This is a genomic window from Allobosea sp. MMO-172 (assembly GCF_037147855.1).
GTDB lineage: Bacteria > Pseudomonadota > Alphaproteobacteria > Rhizobiales > Beijerinckiaceae > Allobosea.
The window spans coordinates 297,045-321,289 of record NZ_JBBCUM010000005.1 but is presented as its reverse complement, the minus strand read 5'-3'; the positions used below and the strand labels follow the sequence as shown (position 1 = coordinate 321,289).

Genomic DNA, 24,245 nt, shown 5'->3' with positions numbered 1-24,245 from the left:
CGCGAAACCCCGTTCATGCCAGCTTGTCGCCGATCAGGAATTCCAGCGCACGGTCGAGGCGGATCTGCGGCGGCGGCTTCAGGCGCCCGCCCGCATCCGGCACGACCAGCGGCGGCCGGAAGCGCGGCGCCCTGACCTGCCAATGCGCCTTGGGGTCGAAGATCGCCTCGGGCCGCTCCGGCAGCTCGCCGGGAAAGATGGCGGCTTCCGCGATACCGTCGAAGGCTTGCCCGTCGATCGTCTCGCCCGCCTCCGGTACACCGGCGATGGCCGGCAGTTCCTCGCGGCCTTCCTTGATCCTGACTTCATGCGTTGCCCTGACGGCGGCCAGCGCCATCGACTCGACCCGCGCGCCCGCGCCTTGCGCCCGCGACAGCGCCCGCCCGACCAGATGAGACATCACCGCGGCCAGCCGGTCATGGCTCGCATGGTGGATATGGTCGGCCTTGGTCGCGGCGAAGAGCACGCGCTCGATCCGCGGCGCGAACAGGCTCGTCAGCCAGGAATTGCGCCCGACCGAGAAGGCCGCGAGCGCCTGCCCCAAAGCGGTTTCGAGATCGGCCAAAGCCGGCGCCCCGGCATCGAGCGCCGCCAGCACGTCGACCAGCACGATCTGCCGGTCGAGCCTTGCGAAATGGTCGCGGAAGAACGGCGTCACCACGACGCGCTTATAGGCCTCGAAGCGCTCCGCCATCAGCGCGGCGAGCGTGCCCGGCCGCACGTCCCGGTCATGGCCGAGATCGAGCGGCGCGAAGGTGAGCGCCGGCGAGCCCTCGAGATCGCCCGGCATCAGGAAGCGCCCGGGCGGCGTCACCGCGACGGCCTCGGGATCGGCCCGCAGGCGCGCGAGATAGCCCTTGAACAGGTCGCTCGCCGCCTCCGCAGCAAGTTCGTCCGACGCGCCATCGGGGTCACGCCCCGGCAAGTCCGCAAGCCACTCCGCCGCGGCCTCGCGCCGATGCGCCTTGCGAGCATCGGCGACGGCCTGCGCCGACCACGCCTTGTAGTCCTGCCCGATCAAGGCGAGGTCGAGCAGCCATTCGCCGGGATAGTCGACGATGTCGAGCGTCAGCGTCGCCGGCCCCTTGAACCAGCCCGCCGCGCGCTCGTAGTCGATCTCGATCCTGAGCTCGGAGATGCGCCGGGTCGATTCCGGCCAGCGCCGCCCCTCGCCATTCATCGCGGCGCGATGCGCCTCATAGGGAAAGCGCGGCACGTCCGGATCAGGCTGCGGCACCAGTCGCACGCGGGCGATCCGCCCCTCGGACGAAGCCTTCAGCACCGGCAGCTTCGCGCCTTCGATCAGGTTCTGGATCAGGGCGGTGGTGAAGACCGTCTTGCCCGAGCGCGACAGCCCGGTGACGCCGATCCGCAGACGTGGCCGGGCGAGCCCGAGCACGCTGTCACCGAAGGCGAGAGCCGCATTGCGGGCGCTATCGAGATAGGAGGTATCGCTCACGGCGCCGCGGCGCTCACTCGTCCGGGCCTTCGCCCAGCGAACCCGGCGTCACAAAGCGGTCGAGCCGGCCTTCGCGCGCCGCGATCGCGTACCAGTGTTCGACAGCGAAATCGATCACCGCGAGCCCGCAGGTCGGATATTTCTGGCTCATCCGCGCCGAGGCATAGCGATCGCCATGGCCGGTCAGGAGATGCGCCAGTTCCTCGAAGCCGGGATTATGTCCGATGAGCAGGAGCGTGCGGACATCGCCCTCGACCTCCTGCACGACATCGAGCAGGCGCTCGACCTTCGCCTCGTAGATGCGCGGCTCGTATTGCGTCGCCGGCTTCTCGGGCAGCATCGGCGCGACCATCTCCCAGGTTTCGACCGTGCGCTTGGCCGGCGAGATCAGCACGAGATCGGGCAGCAGCAATTCGTCGGCAAGATAGCGCCCCATCACCGGGGCGGCCTCGCGCCCGCGTGCCGCGAGCGGTCGGTCGCGGTCGGCCACACCCGTGGGCCAGTGGGACTTGGCGTGGCGCAGTAGCATGAGGCGTCGCATGAACAGAACCTAGCGATGCTGGAGCCGATTTACGAGGGGCAGGCTCAACGGCTCTCGCGCCGGGCCATGAAGGCGAGCTTCTCGAACAGCGAAACGTCCTGCTCGTTCTTGAGCAGCGCGCCGTGCAGCGGCGGGATCAGCTTGCGCGGGTCGCGCTCGCGCAGCACCTCCGGCCCGATATCCTCGGCGACGAGCAGTTTCAGCCAGTCGAGCAGCTCCGAGGTCGATGGCTTCTTCTTGATGCCGGGCACCTCGCGCACCTCGAAGAACAGGCGCAGCGCCTCTTCCATCAGGCGCTTCTTGATGCCGGGAAAATGCACCTCGACGATCGCCTGCATCGTCTCGGCATCGGGGAAGCGGATATAGTGGAAGAAGCAGCGGCGCAGGAACGCGTCCGGCAGCTCCTTCTCGTTGTTCGAGGTGATGATCATCACCGGCCGCTGCGCCGCCTTGATCGTCTCGCCCGTCTCGTAGACATGGAATTCCATGCGGTCGAGCTCGAGCAGCAGGTCGTTGGGGAACTCGATATCGGCCTTGTCGATCTCGTCGATCAACAACACGGGCCGGACGGGCGCGACGAAAGCCTCCCAGAGCTTGCCGCGCTTGATGTAGTTGCCGATCTCGGAGACGCGGGGGTCGCCGAGCTGGCTGTCGCGCAGGCGGCTCACCGCATCATATTCGTAGAGGCCCTGCTGCGCCTTGGTCGTCGACTTGATGTGCCAAGTGATCAGCGGCGCGCCGAGCGCCGCCGCGACCTCCTCGGCCAGCACCGTCTTGCCGGTGCCGGGCTCGCCCTTCACCAGCAGCGGGCGCTCCAGCCGGATCGCGGCATTGACGGCGACGGTGAGATCCTCGGTCGCGACGTAGTTTTCGGTGCCGGCAAAGCGCATGGACGGTCCTTCTGAACGATTGGCCGGACGCTATCCCATCCTTTGCAGGCGCGGAAACCGCTTTTTCACCCGACGTACCTGAGCAGCCCCGCCTAAAGGCTCGCGCCGCAAGGCAAATTTCTGCCCGCCATGACGATTCCAAGGTTGTGCTGCGCCGCCGCAAACCGCAAGAATTGCCGGCGCAGCCCGCAAGCCCTCGAATCGCAAGGTCAGCCCTTTTGGCCGGAACAGTCGACCCCTCCGTCTACAAGGACGCCGTCGTCGTGCTCGCGACAGCCGGCGTGGTCGTGCCGCTGGCCAAGAGCCTGAGGGTCAACTCGATCATCGCCTTCGTCGCCTGCGGTGCCCTGCTCGGCCCGTTCGGCCTCGGCGGCCTCGTGTCCAAGATCCCGCTGCTCAGCACGATCACCGTCTCGAATGCCGAGGCGCTGGCCGGCCCGGCCGAACTCGGCGTCGCCTTCCTGCTCTTCGTCATCGGACTGGAACTCTCCTTCGAGCGCCTGATGACGATGAAGCGCCTCGTCTTCGGCCTCGGCCTCGGCCAGGTCGGGCTCTGCGCCGCGGCGATCGGCCTCTTCGCCTATGCGCTGGGCCAGCCGGCGGCAGCCGCCCTCATCATCGGCTTCGGCCTCGCCCTGTCCTCGACGGCGATGGTCGTCGAATTGCTGGCGGCGAAGAAGCGGATGACAACCTCGGCCGGCCGCTCCAGCTTCGCGATCCTGCTCTGCCAGGATCTCGCGGTCATCCCGCTCCTGTTCCTGATCAGCGTGCTCGATGCCCAGAACGGCTCGGGCTCGCTGCTCGCCGGCCTGGCGGAGGCCTTCATCAAGGCCTTCGTCGCGATTGCGATCATCGTCGTCATCGGCCGGCTGGCGCTACGCCCGCTGTTCCGGCTGGTCGCGTCGACCGACTCGACCGAGAGCTTCATGGCGGCGACGCTGCTGACAGCACTCGGCACCGGCCTGATCGCGGCGGCGGCCGGCCTGTCGATGGGGCTCGGCGCTTTCATCGCCGGGCTGCTGCTGGCCGAGACCGAATTCCGCCGCGCCATCGAGGTCACGATCGACCCGTTCAAGTCGCTCCTGATCGGCGTCTTCTTCCTCACCGTCGGCATGGGCGTGAACCCGGCCGATATCGCGGCCCATCCCTTCGCGATCCTCGGCGGCGCGGCCGGGCTCGTGCTGGTCAAGGGCAGCATCATCTTCGGGCTCGCCCGCCGCTTCCGGCTGGCGACGGCGACGGCGCTCGAAACCGCGATCCTGGTCGCACCGGGCGGCGAATTCGCCTTCGTGCTGCTCAACGCCGCGACCGGCGCCAAGCTCATCGACCCCGGCGCCACCAGCATCGTGCTGGCCGCGGTCTCGCTGACCATGGTCGCCCTGCCGCTGCTGGCCCGCATCGCCCGCAACCTCGCGCAGAAACTGGCGGCGCCCGTGATGCTGCCGGACGAGGCGGCCGTCCTGCCGCCGGACGACCATGCGCCCCGCGCCATCGTCGTCGGCGGCGGCCGTGTCGGGCGCCTCGTCGGCTCGATGCTGGACGAGCACGGCAAGTCTCATATCGTCATCGACGCCGATGCCTCGCTGATCACCGCGCAGCGGCGCGCCGGCCGCCCCGCCTATTACGGTGACGCGACCAAGCCGGAATTCCTGCGCCTCTGCGGCCTGGAGGACGCGACGGCCCTGATCGTCACGATCGACAATCCCCGTGCCGTCGATGCCATCGTCCTTGCCGCCCGCTCGCTCAGGCCCGACATCGTCATCGTCGCCCGCGCCCGCGACGCGACCCATGCCCGGCATCTCTACGAGATCGGCGTCAACGACGCGGTGCCGGAAACCATCGAAGCCAGCCTGCAATTGTCGGAAGCGGCGCTCGTCGGGCTCGGCGTGCCGATGGGCCTCGTCATCGCCTCGGTCCACGAGCGTCGCGACGGCTTCCGCGCCCAGCTCAAGCCGGCAGGCGCTGCGGCAGCCCGCGCCCTTCCCCGCCACGCCCGCTCGCGAAGGCTGTGAGCGTATTGGCGGCCGGAGCTTCCGGCTCGCGCGGGAAATAGCCGGCCTCGCGCGCCACGCGCCGGATATGGCCGTAGAACTGCGCGGCGCTCGCCGCCCAGCTATGGTGCGCCGCCAGCTCCAGGCAGGCCTCGCGCGGTACCCTGAGCGCCTGCATCGCGGCGCTGCGCAGATCCTCGTCCAGCACCGCGGCCGCGCTGCCGGCGAAGACATCGCGCGGTCCCTGCACCGGGAAGGCAGCCACGGGCAAGCCGCTTGCCGCCGCTTCCAGCAGCACGATGCCGAAGGTGTCGGTCAGGCTCGGGAAGACGAAGACATCCGAGGACGCATAGATGCCTGCCAGCTCCTCGCCCTCCTTCAGCCCGAGGAAGCGCGCTTCCGGAAAGGCGCGTTCGAGATCGGCCCGCGCCGGCCCGTCGCCGACCACGACCTTGCTGCCCGGCAGCTTGAGCGACAGGAAGGCCTCGACATTCTTCTCGACCGCGACACGCCCGACATAGAGGAAGATCGGGCGCGGCAGGTCGAGCAGGCTCTGCGGGCGCGGATGGAACAACGAGAGATCGACGCCCCGCCCCCAGCGCACCAGATTCTGGAAGCCGTGCTGGCGCAGCTCCTCCTCCACCGTCGCGGTCGAGACCATCACGGCACGGGCGGGGCCGTGGAAGCGGCGCAGCAGCCGGTAGCTCCAGCTCTCGGGGATCGGCCAGCGCGCCGCGATATATTGCGGGAAGCGCGTGTGATAGCTCGTCGTGAACGGTCGCTTCTGGGCGAGGCAGACCGCGCGCGTCAGCCAGCCGATCGGCCCCTCGGTCGCGATATGGATATGGTCCGGCGCAAACTCGGCGATGCGCGCCGCCAGCGCCCGGCGCGTCGCCAGCGCCAGGCGGATATCCGGGTAGCTCGGCAAACCGACCTGATGGAAGCCTTCCGGCGTCAGCGCCTGCGCCGTGATGCCCAGCGCCGGAGCCGCCTGGATCATCTGCTCCAGCGAGCGCACCACGCCGTTGACCTGAGGCCGCCACGCATCCGTCGCGACGAGAACGCGCATCACGCGGCCTCGATCAGGTCCCGGACCGGAGCCGGCCGCGCGGGCGCCGTCACCGGCACGGCTGGCGTCGTCTTCACCCGGCCCTGCGGCCAGCGGATCAGTTCGAAGCGGCCGTCCTCGTGCTCGACGAAGGCCGTGCAGCTTTCGACCCAGTCGCCGGTATTGATATAGGTTAGCCCCTCGATCTCGCGATGGGCGGCGTGGTGGATATGGCCGCAGATCACGCCGTCCGCCTTGTGGCGGCGCGCCTCGGCGGCGAGGCAGGTCTCGAACTCGCCGATATAGTTCACGGCGTTCTTGACCTTGGCCTTGGCCCAGGCCGAGAGCGACCAGTGCGGCAGCCTGAGCACGCGGCGCACCCGGTTGATCGCCATGTTGAGCGCCAGCGCGACCGTGTAGGCCCAGTCGCCGAGCAGCGCGAGCCATTTGGCGTTGCGCACGACGAGGTCGAACAGGTCGCCGTGGATGACGAGCATGCGCTTGCCGTCGGCGGTCTCATGGACAATCTCGTCGACCAGCGTGATGCCGCCGAACTGCAGGCCGGTGAAGTCACGCAGGAAATCGTCGTGATTGCCGGTAACGTAGATCAGCTTCGAGCCCTTGCGCACCTTGCGCAGCAGCTTCTGGATCACGTCGTTATGCGCCTGCGGGAAATACCAGCCGCTCTTCAGGCGCCAGCCGTCGATGATGTCGCCGACGAGATAGATCTGCGGCGCATCATAGGCGCGCAGGAACTCCAGCACGAGATCGGCCTGGGCGCCGCGGGTGCCCAGATGCAGATCCGAGATGAAGATGCTGCGGACCCGCTTGCTGTTATCCTCGTCGCTCATGCCGGATAGCCCCTGCTGCTGCGATGCGAGGGCCGTGTGTCTGATTTGCGTTGCGCTTTGATGACGGCGCCGCCGATCCATGCTCAGGGTATGGATATCGAACACCTCCCCGCTGATCGGAGACCATCATGGATCTGGGAATTGCCGGCCGCACGGCCATCGTCTGCGCCTCCAGCAAAGGGCTGGGCCGCGGCTGTGCCGAGGCGCTGGCGCAGGCAGGCTGCACCGTCGTGATCAACGGCCGCGACGCCACCACGCTGGAAGCCACCGCCGCCGCCATCCGGGCAGCGACGGGCGCGACCGTGATCGCCGTGGTCGCCGACGTCTCGACCAAGGCCGGTCAGGACGCCTTGCTCGCAGCGGCGCCGAATCCCGACATCCTCGTCAACAACAATGGCGGCCCGCCGCCCAAGCCCTTCCGGCAGGTGACCCGCGACGGCTTGCTCGAAGGCGTCGTCCAGAACATGGCGACCCCGCTGGAGCTGGTGCAGCGCGTCATCGACGGCATGATCGAGCGCAAATTCGGCCGGATCATCAACATCACCTCGGCCAGCGTCGTGACCCCGCTGACCGGACTCGACGTCTCCTCGGCCGCGCGTGCCGGCCTCACCGCCTTCCTCTCGGGTGTCGCCCGCGAGGTGGCCCATGCCAACGTCACCATCAACAACATCCTGCCGGGCGTCTTCGACACCGACCGGATCAAGACCGCCACCAACAAGGTCGCGGAGATGCAGGGCATCAGCATCGAGCAGGCCACGAAGAACCGGCTCGCCGCGGTTCCCGCCGGCCGCCTCGGCACGCCCGACGAATTCGGCAAGCTCTGCGGCTTCATCGCCAGCGCCCATGCCGGCTATATCACCGGCCAGAACTTCCTGATCGACGGCGGCGCCTTCCGCGGCACGTTCTGAGGCTGCTCCCACACCAATGACCTAGCCGGGTTGCAGAGTTCACGCTTCGCTTCCCGGCCTGGACATGGTCTAAACAGCGACGGTTTCGCTCGAAACCGTCCCCCTGTTTCGGCCGCGCGCTTTGTCCCCTCTTCTCGGCATCACCCTCAAGCTGGTCTCGGCACTGGCCTTCACGCTGATGTCGGCGGCGATCAAATCGATCTCGACGCGCTACCCGACCGGCGAGATCGTCTTCATCCGCTCCTTCTTCGCGATGATTCCGCTGCTCATCTGGCTGGCATGGCGCTCGGAGCTTCCGGCAGCGCTGAAGACCAGCAACCTGCGCGGCCATCTCAAGCGCGGCATCATGGGCTCGACCGGCATGTTCTGCGGCTTCGCGGCCCTGCAGTTCCTGCCGCTCTCGGAAGCCGTCGCCATCGGCTATGCCGCGCCGCTCGCCGTGGTGGTGCTCGCGGCACTCGTGCTCAAGGAGAAGGTGCGCATCTACCGCTGGAGCGCGGTGACGATCGGCTTCGTCGGCGTGCTCATCATGCTCTCGCCGCATCTCGGCGCGGGCGCCCATCCGGTCGGCGGCAATGCCGCGCTCGGAGCCATGCTGGGGCTGGCCGGCGCCTTCTGCTCCGCCTTCGCCTCGGTCGAGGTGCGGCTCCTGACCGCGACCGAACGCACCGGCGCGATCGTCTTCTACTTCATGCTGCTGACCAGCCTGCTCGGCCTCTCGACCATCCTGCTCGGCTGGAACATGCCTGATCTCACCGACGCGGCGATGATGGTCCTGATCGGCATCCTCGGCGGGCTCGGGCAGATCCTGATCGTGCAGGCCTATCGCTATGGCGACGCCTCGCTGATCGCGCCCTTCGAGTACTCGACCATGCTCTGGGCCGTCGCCATCGGCTGGTTCTGGTTCGGCGAATGGCCGGCGCTCGCGATCCTGATCGGCGCGACCATCGTCATCGTGTCGGGCATCTACGTCATCCTGCGCGAGCGCCAGCTCGGCCTCGCCCGCCGCGAGCAGCGCGAGGTCGGCCCCAGCCGCATGACCTGAGGATCAGCGAACCGCCGGCCCCGCGTCCGGCACAGTTCGCTTGTTCAAACGATCGTCCGCCGTTACAAACGACATCACACGCGAACAGGGGCCGGACGGATGGGAATCGAGACCAAGGAGCGCGGCGGGCGGGAGCTTGAATCCGGGGCTCAGGTCATCTCCGGCCAGCTCGGCAAGACCATCCAGCGCCTGCGCAAGGCCTATAATTTCTCGCTCTCCGACCTCGCCGAGCAGTCCGGCGTCGCCAAGTCGATCATCAGCCAGATCGAGCGCAACGAGACCAATCCGACGCTGGCCACGATCTGGCGGCTGTCGCAGGCGCTCGACATCTCGATCGAGCGCGTGCTCTCCAGCGGCGAGGAAGAGCCCTTCATCGAGAAGACCACCCGCGCCGACACGCCGATCCTCGTCTCCGAGGACGGCAAGCTGCGCCTCGCCATTGTCGGCTGGATCAAGACGGTCGAATGGCTGCAATGGTACGAGGTCAGCGCCGAACCCGGCGGCGAGCTCGATTCCGAGGGCCACCAGCGCGGCTCGATCGAATCGCTCTCGGTCACCTCGGGTGAATTCGAGGTCGAGGTCGGCGACATCGTCCAGCGCGCCAAGGCCGGCGAGACGCTGCGCTATCGCTGCGACCGCCGCCATGTCGTACGCTGCGTCGGCAGCGAGCCCGGAACCGCCCTGATGGTCTGCATTCTCAAAGCGGCGGTGATGGAATAGCCGGGCGCTCCGGTCCCTCCCGAAAGCCTCCCGGTTATCCCCATCTCCGGTCGCCGGTCTGGCATCGGCACAAGCTGGAGTTAACTTCTCTCGGTTAGATCGCCTTTGGGTTGGGCGTGTTGGGAGCAGTTGACCATGCCTGAAGCCGAACGCCGGCACTGCTGACGGCGATACCGATGGATCTGGCGACCCTCTGGTATCTCACGACAGGAACAGCGGTTCTCGCCGCGATCATGACCTTCTGGGAGCGGAAGGGTCACGGCCAGCGCTCGCGTGAACTCGGCCTCTGGGCTTCTGCCTATGGCGTCTTCACGCTCGGCTGCATTCTCGCAATCCACCGCTGGGAGCTGCCCGGCATTTCGGGCCTCGCCATCTCGAATGTCGTGATGATGCTCGGCTACCTTCTGGTGTTGCAGGGTGCCCTGGCGCTGGACCGGCGCCGCCTGCATCCGGCCCTGATCTGCGGTCTTCTCGCCGCGATCGGAAGCATCTGGTTCGCCGCCGGTCCCGGCGCGGCCGGCCTGCTCTGGAACCATGTCAGCGCTTTCCCGATCGCCGTCGTTTCCGGCCTGACCGCTCTGGTCCTGCTGCGCAGCCGGACGGCGCGGCCCCTGCGCTCCCGTCCGGTCGCGGTCGCCGTCTTCGCCTGCCACGCTCTATTCTATGCCGCGCGCAGCTTCCTCGTCCCGGTCGTCGCGTCGATCCATGGCGAGGAGGTGCTCGCGCTCGTGGCCGAGATTACGATGTACGAGGCGGTGCTGTTCACCGTCGCGATGCCGATGTCACTGCTCGCCCTCGTGCGCGAGGAGGATCGAGCCAGCCTGCTGGCCAGCGCCCGCACCGATTTCCTCACCGGCCTCTACAACCGGCAGGGCTTCTTCGAACTCGTCCCGCGGCGTCTCGGCGATGCCGGCGCGGATGCGCCGCATGCGTTGCTCGCCTTCGACCTCGATCACTTCAAGGCCATCAACGACCGCCACGGCCACGATGCCGGCGACCGTATCCTCCGGCTCTTCGCCGATATCGCCCGCGAGGCCGCAGGCCCCGGCAGCATGAGCGCCCGGCTCGGCGGCGAGGAATTCGCGATCCTGCTGTCCGATGTCACGGGAGCCGATGCCCATGCGATCGGGCAGGATATCGCCCGGCGCTTCACCGAAGCGGCGGTACGGCATGACGGACCGGGCATCCCCGCGACGGTCAGCATCGGCCTCGCCGAGGCCAATGGCCGGGAGGCCGATCTGACGACGCTCCTTGCCGCAGCCGACCGCGCGCTCTACCGGGCCAAGATGCTCGGCCGCAACCGCATCGAGATCGCGCCACCGGAGCCGATCGCGAAGGCGGCTTAACCGCCCGGTCTCACGTCGGATTTCTCTGATTTGGCGGCTTCCTCCATCAGGCTCGCCAGCGACCGGGTTCCGTCCCACAGGGCCGCGCTCCACCCTTCCAGACGCGCGGCCTCCACGTTCGCCTGCTTGTCGTCGATGAAGAAGATCTCTGCAGGCGAGAAGCCGGAGCGTTCGGAGACAGAACGGAAGAACCGCGCTTCCGGCTTCGCGAAACCGAGTTCCGCGGCATAGTGGATGCCGTCGAAATGCTGTTTCAGCGAGAGTTCGTCCCAGATGTAGCTGGCGCACTCATGCTCCTGCACGGTGGCGAGGAAAAGCTTCACGCCACCCGCCCGGATCGGCGCAAGCTGCGCCAGCAGACCATGATCGAGATGGGCATCCTTCTCGAACCAGTAGCGGATCAGCCTGCCGGCATCGAGCTCCGGCGCCATCTCGGCCAGCACCGGCGCGAGACGTTCCCGCAGGCCGGCGCGCCCCAGGATGATGTCCGGCCAATGCGGCGCGAAGAATGCAGACTGCAGCAGCGACGGCGACAGGCCGAGATCGCGTTCGAGATGGGTCGACCAGCCGCCCGGCTCGGGGTGCACGATCACGACGCCATCGACGTCAACCATCAGGGCCTTGAAACGCATCCCCCGACGATAGGGCCAACCGGGGGTTTTGCCGAGGGGTGTCAGTCCTGCCCAACCTTCAGGCCACCCCGCGCATAGCGGCGCGGCGGCTGCCCGACATGGCGGCTGAAGGCCGTGCTGAAGGTGCTGGCCGAGCCATAGCCGACCTGCCGCGCGACCTCGTCCAGCGCAAGCTCGCCGCCGGCGAGCAGGGTCTTCGCCAGCGCCATCCGCCAGGCCAGCAGATATTCCATCGGTCGCAGTCCGACCTTGCGCATGAAGCGCTCGAAGAAGGCCGTGCGCGACATGCCGGCGCTGCGTGCCAGCTCCACAACGGTCCAGGGCCGCTCCGGCCGGCCATGGATCTGCCTCAGTGCATCGGCCACGCGCTGATCGGCGAGCCCGAGCAGCAGGCCGGGTGGCGCTTCCTGGCTGCGCGCCGCCCGCAAAGCCTCGATCAGCAGGATCTCGACGAGCCGCGCCAGCACAAGGTCGCGCCCGGCGCTGTCCGCCTCCGCCTCCTCCGCCACCAGGCGAACCAGCGTCGTGAGGCGCGGCACGCCACGGATATGGATCATCCGCGGCAGCAGCGAGAGCAGCAGCGCGGCATCGGGCGTATCGAACAGGAAATAGCCGCCGAGCAGACGGGCATCGGCGGGGCCATCCTGCGTGCCATGGCGCACTTCCTCGGTGAGGGTGGCGGCGACCTTAGGATCGATCGCCCGGGGCGTCACCGGCTCGAAGCCCGAGAGCGTGAAGGCCGGCGTCGCCGGCAGCAGCACGAAATCGCCGGCCTCCAGCGCGACCGGCGCCTCGCCGTCGACGGCAAGCCGGCAGCTGCCTTCCAGCACGACACAGAAGCTCGGCTGACCGAAGGCGGCATAGCGCACGCCCCAGCGCCCGGCGCCGCTGATGCCCTTGGCGAACACCGCCTGGGGACGCAGCAAGGCGATCACCTGGGATAGCGGATCGATCATTCCGAACTCTTGCAAATGAAATTTGGACTTATCATCGCTGATAGTTCAATCCAGCACAGCTATCTCTCTGGCGTCAACCCCAAGCGCAAGAGAGACCCCGCCATGAAGACTGTGCTGATCACCGGCTGTTCCTCCGGCTATGGCCTGGAGATCGCCCGCCATTTCCACGCCAAGGGCTGGAACGTCATCGCCACGATGCGCAAGCCCCGCGCCGATCTGCTGCCGGTGTCCGAGCGGATGCGCATCCTTGCGCTCGACGTCACCGATCCCGACAGCATCGCCGCAGTCCTGGCCGAGAGCGGCCCGATCGACGCGCTCGTCAACAATGCCGGCGTCGGTGTCGTCGGCGCCTTCGAGGCGACGTCGATGGCCCATATCCGCAAGGTCTTCGAGACCAACACCTTCGGCGTGATGGCGATGACGCAGGCGGTGATCCCGCAATTCCGCGAGCGCCGGGCCGGCGTCATCGTCAACGTCACCTCCAGCGTGACGCTGGCCGCCATGCCGCTCGCCGCGGCCTATACCGCCAGCAAGACCGCGATCACCGGCTTCACCGGCTCGCTCGCCCATGAGCTTGGCGCCTTCGGCATTCGCGCCAAGCTGGTCGAGCCCGGCTATGCCCCGACGACGCGCTTCGCCCACAATACCGAAGTCCGCGTCCAGGACCTGATCCCGCCGGCCTATGCGGGTTTCGCCGAGCCGATCTTCGCCGGCTTCGCCAACCCGCCTCTCGTCACCCGCGAAAGCGATGTCGCGGAGACGGTCTGGCAGGCCGTGAACGATACCTCCGGCCAGCTCCGCTTCCCGGCCGGAGCGGATGCCGTCGCGCTGGCGAAGGCGAGCTGAGGCCTGCTCAGGGCGCCTTGGCCTGCGGCCGCGCCGGCCCTTCGATGGCCGGCAGCGACTTCAGATATTCCGCCATCGCCATCCGGTCGGCATCGGGCAATTGCGCGATGTTGCGTACGACCGAGGCCATCGAGCCGCCGACGCTGTCGAAGCCCGGCGTGAAGCCGGTCTTCAGGAGTTCGGCGATCTCCTCCTTCGACCACTTGGCCAGCCCCTTCTCGGATTGGGTGATGTTCGGCACCCAGCCCTTGCCCTCGGGGTCCGGCCCGCCGGCAAAGCGCGTCGCCGAGATGATGGCGCCGAGCGCATTGCGGGCCGAGTGGCACTCGGCGCAATGGCCGGGGCCGTTGACGAGATAGGCGCCGCGGTTCCAGGCCTCGCTCTTCGTCGGATCGGGCCGGAACGGCGCGCCTTCGAAGAACAGCAACTTCCAGCCACCGACCATACGCCGGATGTTGAACGGGAACGGCAGGTCATGCGGCGCGGCCTTGCCCTCGACCGGCGCCAGCGTGCGGATATAGGCGAAGAGATCGGCGAGCGCCTTCGGCGGCATCAGCCGGTAGGAGGTGTAGGGGAAGGACGGGTAGAGATGCTGGCCGCGCGGCGAGACGCCCGCCGCCATCGCATCGACGAAATCCTGAACGCCCCAGTTGCCGATGCCGTCCCGCGTATGCGGCGAGATGTTCGGCGCGTGGAACGTGCCGAAAGGCGATGCGAGCGCCAGCCCGCCGCCGAGCCTGAGCTTGTCGTCCTGCCCGGGCGTGGCATGGCAGGAGGCGCATCCGCCCGCGTTGAACAGCAGCTTGCCGTTCTCGACATCCGCCGCCGGCAGCGCGCCGATCTCAGGCGAAGGCGAGACCACGCGCGGATCGGTCAGCACGTAGAAGCCCGCGAAGCCCACGACCGCCAGCAGCACGAGGGTCACGAAAAGGCGGCGCAGCAACAGCATCGAGGTCTCCCGTCGGCAGGTCGACAGATTGGACGGGCCGGCCGCGCATCGGCAACCCTGAAAACACAGCAATTCCAAACTGGCTCGTTTTCAACGCCCGCGGGCAGCGAAGGCTCCCGCCGCGATAAAAAAGCGGGCGGCCATCGCTGGCGCCCGCTTCCCGAACCAGCCGTGAAACCGGTCACTTCTTGATGCGGAAGACCTCGTGGCAGGTGCCGCAGTTCTTCGTCGCGGCGCCGAAAGCGGTGCGGAAGGCATCGAGATTCGCGACGCTCGCGCCGGCGGCCGCATCGGCCTCAAACTTGACGAAGGCGGCCTTGAACCCGGCCTGATCCTCCCAGATCTTCGGAGCCGCGGTGGTCTCACCACCGGTCTTGGAGGAATCCGGGAACAGGGTCGGCATCTTCTTGGCCGCGTCGGCATAGGTCTTGAAGATCGCCTGCGCCTTGGCGGCATCGAAGGCAACTTCGCCCTTCGCAATCGCGGCGCCATCGCGCGTCGCGGCGCCGACCGCCTTCATCGCGTCCTTGCGTTCCGCGATCGGGTTCGACTGCGCCATCACGGCAGTGAGGCCGAGCCCGAGGCCGGCAAGAACGAGAGCGGTGCGGATCATTCAGTTCCCCTCTAAGACCAGTTCACGCCGAATGGCGCTTTTTTGAACTTGTCTAGATCAAACGATGATCGCGCAACCGCCAAGTCGCTTTTGCGTGAGCAGGCTTGCACAACCGCAAGTCTGCCCTTGCGTCAAAGCCGATACCCGGCCTCCTTCAGCGCCGTGAAGACCTTGAGCGGCGTCGCCGGCATGTCCATGGCCTTGATGCCGGCCGCCCGGTCGAGCGCATCGACCATCGCGTTCATCACCGCCGGGCAGGCACCGATGGCGCCCGCCTCGCCTGCGCCTTTCACGCCGATGGCATTGGTCAGGCAGCGGACATTGCGCGTCTCGAAATGGAAGTTCGGGATATCGACGGCGCGCGGCAGGGCGTAATCCATGAAGGTCGCGGTCAGCATCTGCCCGTCCGGATCGAAGCGGATCTCCTCCATCAGCGCCTGGCCGATGCCTTGGGCCGAGCCGCCATGAACTTGCCCCTGCAGCATCAGCGGGTTCAGCGTCACGCCGAAATCGTCGACGACGACATAGTTCAGGATTTCCGTGCCGCCGGTGCCGGGGTCGATTTCCAGCTCGCAGACATGGGTGCCGTTCGGATAGGTCGCCTCCGGCGGCTGCCAGCTCTGGTGGACCTTGAGCATGGCCGGCGTCGCGCCCGGCAGCGCCGCAATGGCGGCGAGGTCGAGCGCCTTGTCGGTGCCGACGATGCGGACCGCGCCGTCGGTGATCTCGAGATCGCCCACGGCCGCCTCGAGCTTCTCGGAGGCGAGCTGCTTGAGATTGTCGGTCAGGATGCCCGTCGCCTTGTCGAGCGCCGCGCCACCCACAGGGATAGAGCGCGAGCCACCGGTGCCGGAGCCGGTCTCGACCCGGTCGGTATCGCCCTGCACCACCCTGATGCGGTCCATCGGGATGTCGAGATGCTGCGAGACCAGCTGCGAATAGGCGGTCTCATGCCCCTGCCCGTTCGACTGCGTGCCGATCAGCACGGTCACCGTGCCGTCCTTCTCCAGGATCACGGTCGAGCTTTCCGGCCCGCCGCCGCCGCAAGCCTCGATATAGCTGGCGAGGCCGATGCCGCGGATCTTGCCGGCCTTGGCCGAGGCCTTCTGGCGGGCCTTGAAGCCCTTCCAGTCGGCGACATCCATGGCGCGGCGCATATGGCCCTCGAACTCGCCGGAATCATAGACCGGGCCGGTCTGCGTCTTGTGCGGCATCTCCGACGGCTTGACGAAGTTCTGCGCGCGCACCGCGTCCGGCGTCTTGCCGGTTTCGCGCGCGATCGCATCGACCAGCCGCTCGATCAGATAGGCCGCCTCGGGGCGGCCGGCGCCACGATAGGCATCGACCGGCGTCGTGTGGGTCAGCACGCCCCGGAACACGACATGGACGGCCGGGATATTGTAGCAGCCCGGCGTCATCGTGGTGCCGACCCAGGGGATGAAGGGCCCATATTGCGAGAGATAGGCGCCCATCTCGGCCGAGAGATCGACCTTGAGGCCGATGAACTTGCCCTTGGCGTCCAGCGCCATCGTCGCCGTCGCGAGATTGGCGCGGCCATGCGTGTCGGCGAGGAAATGCTCGTTGCGATCGGCGACCCAACGCACCGGCCGCTTCAGCTTCTCCGCCGCGATCATCGCCAGCGGATATTCCCGGTAGAGGAATATCTTGGTGCCGAAGCCGCCGCCGACATCCGGCGTCACCACGCGGATGCGCTTGGGATCGACCTTGAGCACATAGGTCGCGATCAGGTCGCGCATGCCATGGCTGCCCTGGCTGCCCAGCGTCAGCGTCCAGCGCTTGTCGGCCTTGTCGTACTCGGCGATGCAGGCGCGCGTCTCCATGTAATTGGAGGCGAGCCGGTTGTTGACAACGGTGAGCGAGACGGTGCGCGCCGCCTTGGCGAAGGCCTTCTCGGTCCTCTCGCGGTCGCCCTGCTCGGCCTCGAAGGCGACATTGCCCTTGCGGTCGGGCCAGACCTGCGGCGCATCGCCCACCAACGCTTCGGCGATGCCGGTCACGGCCGGCAGCGGGTCCCAGTCGATCGCGATCGCCTCGGCCGCGTCGCGCGCCTGCGCCAGCGTCTCCGCGACGATGAAGGCGACGGCCTCGCCGACATGGCGGACCGTGTCGGTCGGCAGCACCGGAACCGGCAGCGATTTCGACATCTCGCCGGAGGTCGTCTTCACATGCCCCTTGCAGGGCAGATCGCCATATTGGGAAACCTCGGCCCCGGTCAGGATGAGCTTGACGCCCTTCATCTTGCGGGCGGTCTCGACATCAGCGACGGCGAAGCGGGCATGGGCATAAGGCGAGCGCAGCACGAAGGCGTGCAGGGCGCCGTCAGCGGCTATGTCGTCCGTGTAGCGGCCGGTGCCGGTGGTCAGGCGCTGATCCTCGACCCGCCGCACCGGCTGGCCGAAACCGAATTTCATGGGACGCATGAGGCATATCCTCAGTTAGGTCTGAAAGCCGATCCGAAAACTGCCGAGCCCTCATCCTGAGGAGCAAGCCGGGGGCTTGCGTCTCGAAGGATGCTCCAGATGGTTCCGGAGCCTACTGGACCATCCTTCGAGACGCCGCTGACGCGGCTCCTCAGGATGAGGGCTTCTTTTCCAAACAGTCCAATGAAAGACTGGAGCATAAAACGCGCCACGTCAGCCCCGGCGCATCACGCGCCGGGAATGCGCCGCACGCATCGATCTCAGCGCGACATGCGGATGGCCGTCTCCGAGAGCGAGACCATGGTGTTGTAGTTGTTGACGATCCAGTTGGCGTCGTTGGCCGCGCCGCGCCGGACATCGCCCTTGCTCTTGGCGAGCTTCTCGCTGAAATCGCGCAGCTTGCCGAGCCAGGAGCTGGCCTGGCTCTCGATGAAGGGCACGCCCTTGGGCTCCTTGTCCTTGAACGCATCCATCTCCCGGATCGCGGCGGCGTAATCGGCGACCGCGGCATTGAACGTCTTGAGATCGACGATCGGGCTCTCGTTGCTCGGCATCAGGTCCATGACGGCGCGCGCATTGATCATGATGTTGCGCACCTGCCAGCGGGCCGACTTGCCTTCGCGCTGCTCGACCGAGGCCAGTTCGCGCTGGTCGAGACCGCGCTTGTAGACCCGCATCAGCGCGTCGAGCTTGGAGCGCTCCTCCAGGAAGGTCTTGGCCGCCGGCACCATCGCCGCATGCAACTTCTGCCCCTCGGCAAGGTTGTCGTCGCGATAGTCCTTGCGGTCGTAATAGCGCTCGGCCTTGGTGATCAGCGGCGCCAGCTCCTGATAGGCCTTGATGTAGCGGCCCATGGTCTCGTCGATCGCCGGCAGCTTCGGCTCGCTGGCCATCGCCTCCTCGGCCTTCTTGATCTCGCTGTTGACGTCATAGAGGCTGTAGAGCCCGTAGGTGATGTAGCGCTCCTTGCCGGTCGGGCCCTTCTTCATATCGACCCAGCTGCCATAGCGCTCCCAGGACTGGATCGCGCGCAGCGTGCGGTTCATCAGCCCGGTATAGGCGTTCGACTTGGTGATCGCGGCCTGCAGGTCCTGATCGGCCGCCTTGCCGGCATTGCCGGCGGGCATCGTCGCGGCACCTTGCGCCCAGCCGGCTCCGGGAGCGGCGAGAAGCAGCGCGGCGGCGCAGGCAGCGCCCAGAAAGAAAGCTCGGGTCAGCATGGTCTTGTATCCTTCGTCGGCAGGCGGCGTGGGCGCGGATCGGGCTTGAGGCCCTCAATCCTGCGCCACCGGCTCGCCATGCATCAGCCAGTCCTTGAAGCCGCCGGCATAGTGGCTGTCGATGTCGAGCCCGGCCGACTGTGCGAATTCGAGCGCGCGGCGCGAGCGCACGCCCGCCGCGCAGGAGAGCACGATGCGCTTGCCCGGCTCGTTCGGCAGATCGGCGGGATCGAATTGCGACAGGGGCCGCGATACCGAGCCCGGAATATGGCCGGCGGCGAATTCATAGGGCTCGCGCACATCGACCAGCAGAATGGAGCCATCGCCCAGGCCCGCCTTCACGGCGTCGATATCGAGGTCGTTCACGATCATGGGCAGGCCACTCCAGCTCGGTCGGGCGAGCCGCTGAGATAGGGCGGCATCCCGGGAAGCGCCACCGTTCGGCCGCGTTCCCGGGATGCCAAAACGAGAAGCAGCCGCGAGCACGAGGCGCGCGGCTGCCTTGTCACGGAAAGACCTCAGGCCTTCGGCGGAATCCGCAGGACCCAGCCCGGCTGGATCAGGTCGGGATTCTTGACCGGCGGCGTGTTGGCCTTGACGATCTCGGTGTACTTGGCGCCCTGGCCCTTGCCGTAGTGCTCTTCGGCGATCTTCCAGAGCGTGTCGCCCTTCTTGACCGTGTAGAACACCGCAGCCGCGGCCTCCTTGGTCACGGCGAGGTCGGACTCGACCTGGGCCACGCCGGTTGTGTTGCCCAGCGCGAGAATGATCTTCTCGGCTTCTTCCGTCGAAACGGCCTTGCCGGACACCTTCACCTTGTCGCCGTCGATCTGAATATTGACGTCGGAAGGCAGGCCGTGCCCCGCAAGTTCCTTCTGCAGATCGTCGGCGGTCGCCGCCTTGGCCGAGCCGCCGAAGATCTTGGCGCCGGCATCCTTGATGAAACTGAACAGACCCATGAATGAACCTCCGCGTGTCGCGGCGCTATCAAGCCCTGTCGGGCCGCCCTATGCAAGTCGGCAGGGAAAAGGTGTTTTGCTTGCCGGCTAGCGCCGATTGCGCAAAAGCAGGCTGGAACGGCCTTTTCCGCGCGGCCTGCGGCTGGCAAGAACGTCGCAGACGAAAGCGGAGTTTCCCCATGCTGACCCTCGCCCAGGCCCAGACCATCCTCCAGACCGCGCTCGGCCATGCCGAATCGAACGGCTTCAAGCCGCTCGCCATCGCCGTGCTCGACGCGCGCGGCGCGCAGAAGGCCTTCGCCGCGCAGGACGGCACCAGCCTGAAGCGTGGCGAGATCGCGCTCGGCAAGGCGCATGGCGCCGTCGCGCTCGGCGTCGGCTCGCGCGCGATCCACAAGATGGCGCTGGACCGGCCCTATTTCGTCGAGGCCGCGACCCATGCCGTCGGCGGCTCGCTGGTGCCGGTGCCCGGCGGCGTGCTGATCCGCTCGCCCGAGGGCGCGCTGCTCGGCGCGGTCGGCATCTCCGGCGACACCTCCGACAATGACGAGGCCGCGGCCTGCGCCGGCATCGCCGCAGCCGGCCTCAAGGCCGATACGGGAGCCTGATTCCACTCCGGCGACCGGGAAAAAGAGAAGGGTCTTTCCCCTCCCCGGTCGCCACACCGATTTCGCACTTTGCACTTGCCAACCGGCCTTCGAAGCCTCATGTCCTCCGCGCGGGTTCGTTAAATCGGACAGTTTGGACCGGCTCGAAGGTAGAAACATGAGCGAAGCGGCTGCCGCCAACGAAAACGAAGTCATCACGACCGACGTTGTCATCGTCGGCGCCGGCCCTTGCGGGCTCTTCGCCGTCTTCGAGCTCGGCCTGCTCGATATCCGCGCGCATCTCGTCGACATCCTGCCGAAGGTCGGCGGGCAATGCGCCGAGCTCTATCCCGAGAAGCCGATCTACGACATCCCGGGCTTCCCGATGGTGACCGGCCAGGCGCTGGTCGACAACCTGCTGGAGCAGATCAAGCCGTTCGGGCCGACTTTCCATCTCAACCAGATGATCGAGGCCGTCGAGCCGACCGGCACTGCCGAGGCCCCGCGCTTCCGCGTCACCACCGATGCCGGCACCGTCTTCGACACCAAGACCGTGATCATCGCGGCCGGCGGCGGTTCGTTCCAGCCGAAAAAGCCGCCGATCCCGGGCATCGAAGCCTATGAGGCCGGCTCGGTCTTCTATGCCGTGCGCAAGATGGAGGCCTTCCGCGGCCGCAACATCCTGATCGTCGGCGGCGGCGATTCCGCACTCGACTGGACGCTGAACCTCCAGCCCATCGCCAACCGCGTCACGCTCATGCACCGCCGCGACGATTTCCGCGCCGCGCCGCATTCGGTCGAGCAGATGCGCAGCCTCGTCGCCAAGGGCAAGATGGACATGAAGCTCGGCCAGGTCACCGGCCTCAAGGGCGAGGACGGCAAGCTCGAGGCAGTCGTCTGCCGCGGCACCGACAACGAGCCCTTCGAGATCGCCTGCGACACGCTTCTGCCGTTCTTCGGCCTGACCATGAAGCTCGGCCCGATCGCCGACTGGGGCCTGAACCTCAACGAGAACCTCGTCCCGGTCGATACCGAGAAGTTCGAGACCAGCGTGCCCGGCATCTTCGCCGTCGGCGACATCAACACCTATCCGGGCAAGCTCAAGCTCATCCTCTCGGGCTTCCACGAGGCTGCCCTCTGCGCCCAGAAGGTCCACCGCTACGTCTATCCGGAGAAGCGGCTGACCTTCCAGTACACGACCTCCTCGACGAGCCTGCAGAAGAAGCTCGGCGTCGCCTGAGCGAGCGTTTCTAGGGGGAAGCGTGTCATCCCGTGCGCGCCGCAGCGTGAAACGCTGCTGCGCAGACACGGGACCGCGTGACGCGTAGGGCTCCCTTCGTCACGGCCTCCGCAAAGGTGCCTTTTCCTGACAACTGTCCGGTGTCTGCGCAGCGGCACTGCGCGCCGTAGCGCGCACGGGAAGACACCGCTGTTTCAAGAATATGAAAGCCGCGGCGCCTGCCGCGGCTTTTTCAATGGGCGACGGCGTCGCCGGGGATATGCGCTGCGGCTGTGCCGTTGCGCGCCGCCGGCCCCTGGGCCGTGCCCAGACCGAGCGAATTACGCACGCTCTCGGACGGGCCGGCCAGCTTCGGCATCTCGCCCGGCGCGGCCACGATCTGCGGCTCGGCATGGCGCGGCGCCGGCGGCAGCATGTCTTCCGGCTCCTGCGGCTCGATGCGCGCCCGGAGCTCGGCGATCGCCCCCCAGAGCGGCTGGAAGCTGAAGCGCACCTTATGCGTACCGGCCGGCACCTGCACGGCGCGGAACAGCACATTGGCCCGCAGGATCTCGGCCTCGACACCGTCGACCTCGGCCTTCCACCAGGGATGCCAGATGTCGTTGAGCACGACGAAGCCGGCGACCGGGGTCGTGACCTCGATCTCGACCTGGGCATTGCGATAACGCGTCAGCTTGACCTCGGCCTGGGTGGCGACCGGCCCTTCCGGCGTCGCGACCGGCGGCTCGGTATCGAGCAGAACGGCCTGTGTCGGATCGGTCTCCGGCCAGCGCCCGGAGAGCTTCATGCTCTCGAAATCGGCGAACTGCCAGCCGCCGACAAACTGCACGCGCGGCAGCGCCCGCGGGTTCTCGTAGACATAGCCCTGCTTGGTCCGGGCGATCAGCGTGAGGTCGCTCTCGCCCAGGCTGTGATCGACCTGCTCGATGGGCACCGGCGAGGCGATGTAGCGCAGGCCGAGCAGGTTCGCGAGCCGGCAGCGATAGGACGGGAAGAGCGGCGTGAACTTGCGGTCGGCCGGCCTGGCGATGCCATCGCCGGTACCGACCGCCTCGGAGAAGTCCTCCAGCCGCAGCGGGTTGTAGCCCAGCGTATGGTCGAAGCCATGGACCATGCCGGCATTCGGCCATTCGAAGCCCATGCCGAGCAGTTCGACGCGGTCGCGCCGCGGTGAGCCGTCAGGCTGCGAGGTCAGCTGTTTCAGCAGCGCGATGGTGTCGTTCTTCGTGCGGGAATCCAGCACGTCATACATCTGCGGCGAGAGAGCCGTCGATTCGTTCGGGCCGTTATTGACGCCGAGATCGGCAGCGACGACGCCGGTGACCAGAACCGCCGCAGCCGCCGTGCCGAGCGCGCCGCGCCAGCGCTGCAGGATGAAGAAGGCCCCGCCCGCAAGCGCGAACCAGCCGAGCGCCATCGCCACCGGCTTCCACGCATCGGCGAGATGGCCCCAGCCGCGCGAGACAGCGAGCGCGAGCACGATCGTGCCGAGAACCAGCGCCGCCCCGATCAGCATGTCGCGGCGGAACGAGGTCCCCGCCTCGGCCGTCAGGATGCGATGCAGCACATAGCCCGAGAGGATCGCCGCGATGCCGCCGATCAGGAAGGTCGCATCGGCCGGGCGGCGGAACTGCTTCACGCCGGGCAGGTATTCGTAGGTCAGATGGAACAGCGGCGTGTAGCGGCCGAGCGCGAACAGCAACATGAAGACGAGCATCACCGTCAGCGGGCGCACCGACTTGTCCCAGAGCCAGCCGCGCGTGACGCCCGGCGCTAGCAGCAGCAGCAGCGGCAGCGCGCCGAAATAGACCTGCGCCATGTTCTGCGAGAGATGCAGCACCTGCGGGTTGCTATAGGGCCCCCAGAACTCGACGGCCGGATCCTTGGCGCCGAAGAGGTCTCCGACGAAGGCGGAGAGCAGCGACATCGGATGCAGCGAGCCGCGCGCCGCGATGCCGAAATCGATCTCCGGCCGAGTCGTCGCCTCGGCGAAGAGCCAGGTCCAGATCAACGGCATGGCGATGACTGCGAGGCCGACGACGCTTGCGGCCGTGATCGGCAGCAGGCTTGCCTTGAAAGCCGGCCAGCCGCCGGAAATCCAGTGCGCCACGACCATCGCGACCAGCACATAGCCGGCGAGCAGCGCGACCTGATCCGGCTCCAGCACCATCATGCCGGCCGCGAGGCCGGCTAAGACGCCCGAGAGGATCGAAGAGCGCTGCAGCATCCGCGCCGTCAGCCAGAAGGCGATGGCGAAGAAGGCATAGCTCGCGATCTGGCCGACATGCTGGACGCGCCAGGCCGCCGAGGCGCCGAAGGCGAAGACCAGCGCCGCCATCAGGCCGCCGGCCGGGTGCCAGCCGCGGTCGCGGAAGAACATCAGGAGCGCGAGCCCGCCGGCGAGCAGATGCGCCAGCACATAGGCATCGACCTCGCGGAAGCTCGGCTCCGGCGAAATCAGCGCGAGCAGGATCGCGGGCGAGAAGATCAGCGATTGCGGATCGGCGATCTGCGGCGAGCCGGCGAAGACGTTGTGGTTCCAGAAGGGAGACTGGCCGGTATGGATCGCATTGGCGAGGAACTGCACCTGCGCCTGGAAATGCGCCTTGGCGTCGAACGGAATCGTCACCGCCCCCGAAAGCCAGGGCCAGCACAGGATGCCCCATGCCACGACGAAACCGATGGCCGCCAGCAGGTAGCCGGCGCCCCTTGCATCAACGCGTCTCAACTGGACCCCCACGGTCCTCGGCACGAACGGTCCCGTTCTGGGATCCTGTCTCCAGCCCTGTCAGTGGGCCGGACCATGGCGCTGCGTACCTGAACCGAATCTGAACGTGATCACGCCTCCGTGAACGAGGCTGATGACAGTCTGAAGAATGCGGAAATCGGATGCGCGAAGGACGGGGTTACAGCGTGTATCGATGCTCACCGCACAGTTACGAAGGACCCAGGTCATCGCGGACGCAGCGAAGCGGAGATCCGGGATCCATGCCTGAACCTTCT

At 67.3% G+C, this 24,245-nt stretch carries 22 protein-coding genes; 8 read left to right on the top strand and 14 right to left on the bottom strand.

Annotated elements, in window-relative coordinates:
* Positions 1–13 precede the first annotated feature (13 nt).
* From WFK61_RS10625 to WFK61_RS10615, 3 genes are read right to left on the bottom strand one after another with little or no spacing between them, the layout of a single operon-like run.
* On the bottom strand, positions 14–1,459 hold the full coding sequence (locus tag WFK61_RS10625; RefSeq protein ID WP_442896285.1) for a YcjX family GTP-binding protein: 1,446 nt from the start codon (positions 1,457–1,459) through the stop codon (positions 14–16).
* Positions 1,460–1,472: 13 nt separating this feature from the next.
* The gene (locus tag WFK61_RS10620) at positions 1,473–2,000 is read right to left on the bottom strand and encodes a SixA phosphatase family protein (RefSeq protein ID WP_336811494.1); all 528 of its coding nucleotides are present in this window, start codon (positions 1,998–2,000) and stop codon (positions 1,473–1,475) included.
* Positions 2,001–2,044: 44 nt separating this feature from the next.
* Positions 2,045–2,890 (bottom strand): AAA family ATPase, encoded by an 846-nt coding sequence (locus WFK61_RS10615; RefSeq protein WP_306224731.1) that lies wholly within the window; start codon positions 2,888–2,890, stop codon positions 2,045–2,047.
* Positions 2,891–3,108: 218 nt separating this feature from the next.
* Between WFK61_RS10615 and WFK61_RS10610 the strand changes: the two genes are divergently transcribed.
* Positions 3,109–4,902 carry a cation:proton antiporter domain-containing protein gene (locus WFK61_RS10610; RefSeq protein ID WP_336811493.1) on the top strand — a complete coding sequence of 598 codons (1,794 nt, stop codon included), beginning with the start codon at positions 3,109–3,111 and terminating at the stop codon, positions 4,900–4,902.
* Here WFK61_RS10610 and WFK61_RS10605 read toward each other — a convergent pair.
* Both WFK61_RS10605 and WFK61_RS10600 read right to left on the bottom strand, forming a co-directional pair.
* Positions 4,838–5,950 carry a glycosyltransferase family 4 protein gene (locus WFK61_RS10605; RefSeq protein ID WP_336811492.1) on the bottom strand — a complete coding sequence of 371 codons (1,113 nt, stop codon included), beginning with the start codon at positions 5,948–5,950 and terminating at the stop codon, positions 4,838–4,840. The two genes, WFK61_RS10610 and WFK61_RS10605, sit on opposite strands and share 65 nt — an antisense overlap.
* Entirely contained in the window at positions 5,950–6,780 is an 831-nt protein-coding gene (locus tag WFK61_RS10600) for a UDP-2,3-diacylglucosamine diphosphatase (RefSeq protein ID WP_336811491.1), read from the bottom strand. Before WFK61_RS10600 ends, WFK61_RS10605 begins: the two co-directional genes overlap by 1 nt.
* Before the next feature lie 128 nt (positions 6,781–6,908).
* On the opposite strand from WFK61_RS10600, the gene WFK61_RS10595 reads away from it, so the two are divergent.
* The 4 genes from WFK61_RS10595 (at position 6,909) to WFK61_RS10580 (ending at position 10,799) form a co-directional block, all read left to right on the top strand.
* Positions 6,909–7,688 (top strand): SDR family oxidoreductase, encoded by a 780-nt coding sequence (locus WFK61_RS10595; protein ID WP_336811490.1) that lies wholly within the window; start codon positions 6,909–6,911, stop codon positions 7,686–7,688.
* Between the two features lie 121 nt (positions 7,689–7,809).
* Positions 7,810–8,733 carry a DMT family transporter gene (locus WFK61_RS10590; RefSeq protein WP_336811489.1) on the top strand — a complete coding sequence of 308 codons (924 nt, stop codon included), beginning with the start codon at positions 7,810–7,812 and terminating at the stop codon, positions 8,731–8,733.
* Positions 8,734–8,832: 99 nt separating this feature from the next.
* A complete protein-coding gene (locus tag WFK61_RS10585; RefSeq protein ID WP_336811488.1) occupies positions 8,833–9,453 on the top strand; it encodes a helix-turn-helix domain-containing protein in 621 nt (206 codons plus the stop codon).
* Positions 9,454–9,629: 176 nt separating this feature from the next.
* Positions 9,630–10,799, top strand: coding sequence for a GGDEF domain-containing protein (locus tag WFK61_RS10580; protein ID WP_336811487.1), 1,170 nt, complete (start codon positions 9,630–9,632; stop codon positions 10,797–10,799).
* On the opposite strand, the gene WFK61_RS10575 is transcribed toward WFK61_RS10580, so the two are convergent.
* Both WFK61_RS10575 and WFK61_RS10570 read right to left on the bottom strand, forming a co-directional pair.
* On the bottom strand, positions 10,796–11,413 hold the full coding sequence (locus WFK61_RS10575) for an HAD-IA family hydrolase (RefSeq protein WP_336811486.1): 618 nt from the start codon (positions 11,411–11,413) through the stop codon (positions 10,796–10,798). The genes WFK61_RS10580 and WFK61_RS10575 overlap by 4 nt on opposite strands.
* Positions 11,414–11,472: 59 nt before the next feature.
* Positions 11,473–12,387: an AraC family transcriptional regulator gene (locus WFK61_RS10570; RefSeq protein ID WP_336811485.1), complete on the bottom strand. Its 915-nt coding sequence runs from the start codon at positions 12,385–12,387 to the stop codon at positions 11,473–11,475.
* A gap of 102 nt (positions 12,388–12,489) precedes the next feature.
* Here WFK61_RS10570 and WFK61_RS10565 point away from each other — a divergent pair, with 102 nt between their 5' ends.
* Positions 12,490–13,233, top strand: a complete 744-nt coding sequence (locus WFK61_RS10565) for an SDR family oxidoreductase (protein ID WP_336811484.1) — start codon at positions 12,490–12,492, stop codon at positions 13,231–13,233.
* Between the two features lie 7 nt (positions 13,234–13,240).
* On the opposite strand, the gene WFK61_RS10560 is transcribed toward WFK61_RS10565, so the two are convergent.
* The 6 genes from WFK61_RS10560 to lysM all read right to left on the bottom strand — a co-directional run bounded on the left by WFK61_RS10560 (position 13,241) and on the right by lysM (position 19,415).
* Positions 13,241–14,182, bottom strand: a complete 942-nt coding sequence (locus WFK61_RS10560) for a c-type cytochrome (protein ID WP_336811483.1) — start codon at positions 14,180–14,182, stop codon at positions 13,241–13,243.
* Between the two features lie 181 nt (positions 14,183–14,363).
* On the bottom strand, positions 14,364–14,795 hold the full coding sequence (locus WFK61_RS10555) for a c-type cytochrome (RefSeq protein ID WP_336811482.1): 432 nt from the start codon (positions 14,793–14,795) through the stop codon (positions 14,364–14,366).
* A 131-nt stretch (positions 14,796–14,926) separates the two neighbouring features.
* Entirely contained in the window at positions 14,927–17,236 is a 2,310-nt protein-coding gene (locus WFK61_RS10550; protein WP_336811481.1) for a xanthine dehydrogenase family protein molybdopterin-binding subunit, read from the bottom strand.
* Positions 17,237–17,496: 260 nt separating this feature from the next.
* Positions 17,497–18,456, bottom strand: coding sequence for a DUF3829 domain-containing protein (locus WFK61_RS10545; RefSeq protein ID WP_336811480.1), 960 nt, complete (start codon positions 18,454–18,456; stop codon positions 17,497–17,499).
* Positions 18,457–18,510: 54 nt separating this feature from the next.
* Positions 18,511–18,828 (bottom strand): rhodanese-like domain-containing protein, encoded by a 318-nt coding sequence (locus WFK61_RS10540; RefSeq protein WP_336811479.1) that lies wholly within the window; start codon positions 18,826–18,828, stop codon positions 18,511–18,513.
* A 146-nt stretch (positions 18,829–18,974) separates the two neighbouring features.
* A complete protein-coding gene (lysM, locus tag WFK61_RS10535) occupies positions 18,975–19,415 on the bottom strand; it encodes a peptidoglycan-binding protein LysM (protein WP_257732329.1) in 441 nt (146 codons plus the stop codon).
* 179 nt (positions 19,416–19,594) lie between these two features.
* Between lysM and WFK61_RS10530 the strand changes: the two genes are divergently transcribed.
* Positions 19,595–20,023 (top strand): GlcG/HbpS family heme-binding protein, encoded by a 429-nt coding sequence (locus tag WFK61_RS10530; protein ID WP_293798297.1) that lies wholly within the window; start codon positions 19,595–19,597, stop codon positions 20,021–20,023.
* Between the two features lie 157 nt (positions 20,024–20,180).
* Positions 20,181–21,242 carry an NAD(P)/FAD-dependent oxidoreductase gene (locus tag WFK61_RS10525; protein WP_336811478.1) on the top strand — a complete coding sequence of 354 codons (1,062 nt, stop codon included), beginning with the start codon at positions 20,181–20,183 and terminating at the stop codon, positions 21,240–21,242.
* A 232-nt stretch (positions 21,243–21,474) separates the two neighbouring features.
* On the opposite strand, the gene WFK61_RS10520 is transcribed toward WFK61_RS10525, so the two are convergent.
* Positions 21,475–23,970 carry a hypothetical protein gene (locus WFK61_RS10520; RefSeq protein ID WP_336811477.1) on the bottom strand — a complete coding sequence of 832 codons (2,496 nt, stop codon included), beginning with the start codon at positions 23,968–23,970 and terminating at the stop codon, positions 21,475–21,477.
* Positions 23,971–24,245 lie beyond the last annotated feature (275 nt).

What these genes read in the sequence shown, in the direction of transcription:
- WFK61_RS10530 (WP_293798297.1), top strand. Translation starts at nt 19,595, where the DNA reads ATGCTGACCCTCGCCCAGGCCCAGACCATCCTCCAGACCGCGCTCGGC.
- WFK61_RS10565 (WP_336811484.1), top strand. Translation starts at nt 12,490, where the DNA reads ATGAAGACTGTGCTGATCACCGGCTGTTCCTCCGGCTATGGCCTGGAG.
- WFK61_RS10550 (WP_336811481.1), bottom strand. Translation starts at nt 17,236, where the DNA reads ATGCGTCCCATGAAATTCGGTTTCGGCCAGCCGGTGCGGCGGGTCGAG.
- WFK61_RS10560 (WP_336811483.1), bottom strand. Translation starts at nt 14,182, where the DNA reads ATGCTGTTGCTGCGCCGCCTTTTCGTGACCCTCGTGCTGCTGGCGGTC.
- WFK61_RS10615 (WP_306224731.1), bottom strand. Translation starts at nt 2,890, where the DNA reads ATGCGCTTTGCCGGCACCGAAAACTACGTCGCGACCGAGGATCTCACC.
- WFK61_RS10540 (WP_336811479.1), bottom strand. Translation starts at nt 18,828, where the DNA reads ATGATCGTGAACGACCTCGATATCGACGCCGTGAAGGCGGGCCTGGGC.
- WFK61_RS10525 (WP_336811478.1), top strand. Translation starts at nt 20,181, where the DNA reads ATGAGCGAAGCGGCTGCCGCCAACGAAAACGAAGTCATCACGACCGAC.
- WFK61_RS10570 (WP_336811485.1), bottom strand. Translation starts at nt 12,387, where the DNA reads ATGATCGATCCGCTATCCCAGGTGATCGCCTTGCTGCGTCCCCAGGCG.
- WFK61_RS10555 (WP_336811482.1), bottom strand. Translation starts at nt 14,795, where the DNA reads ATGATCCGCACCGCTCTCGTTCTTGCCGGCCTCGGGCTCGGCCTCACT.
- WFK61_RS10595 (WP_336811490.1), top strand. Translation starts at nt 6,909, where the DNA reads ATGGATCTGGGAATTGCCGGCCGCACGGCCATCGTCTGCGCCTCCAGC.
- WFK61_RS10620 (WP_336811494.1), bottom strand. Translation starts at nt 2,000, where the DNA reads ATGCGACGCCTCATGCTACTGCGCCACGCCAAGTCCCACTGGCCCACG.
- WFK61_RS10605 (WP_336811492.1), bottom strand. Translation starts at nt 5,950, where the DNA reads ATGCGCGTTCTCGTCGCGACGGATGCGTGGCGGCCTCAGGTCAACGGC.
- WFK61_RS10575 (WP_336811486.1), bottom strand. Translation starts at nt 11,413, where the DNA reads ATGGTTGACGTCGATGGCGTCGTGATCGTGCACCCCGAGCCGGGCGGC.
- WFK61_RS10600 (WP_336811491.1), bottom strand. Translation starts at nt 6,780, where the DNA reads ATGAGCGACGAGGATAACAGCAAGCGGGTCCGCAGCATCTTCATCTCG.
- WFK61_RS10585 (WP_336811488.1), top strand. Translation starts at nt 8,833, where the DNA reads ATGGGAATCGAGACCAAGGAGCGCGGCGGGCGGGAGCTTGAATCCGGG.
- WFK61_RS10545 (WP_336811480.1), bottom strand. Translation starts at nt 18,456, where the DNA reads ATGCTGACCCGAGCTTTCTTTCTGGGCGCTGCCTGCGCCGCCGCGCTG.
- WFK61_RS10580 (WP_336811487.1), top strand. Translation starts at nt 9,630, where the DNA reads ATGGATCTGGCGACCCTCTGGTATCTCACGACAGGAACAGCGGTTCTC.
- lysM (WP_257732329.1), bottom strand. Translation starts at nt 19,415, where the DNA reads ATGGGTCTGTTCAGTTTCATCAAGGATGCCGGCGCCAAGATCTTCGGC.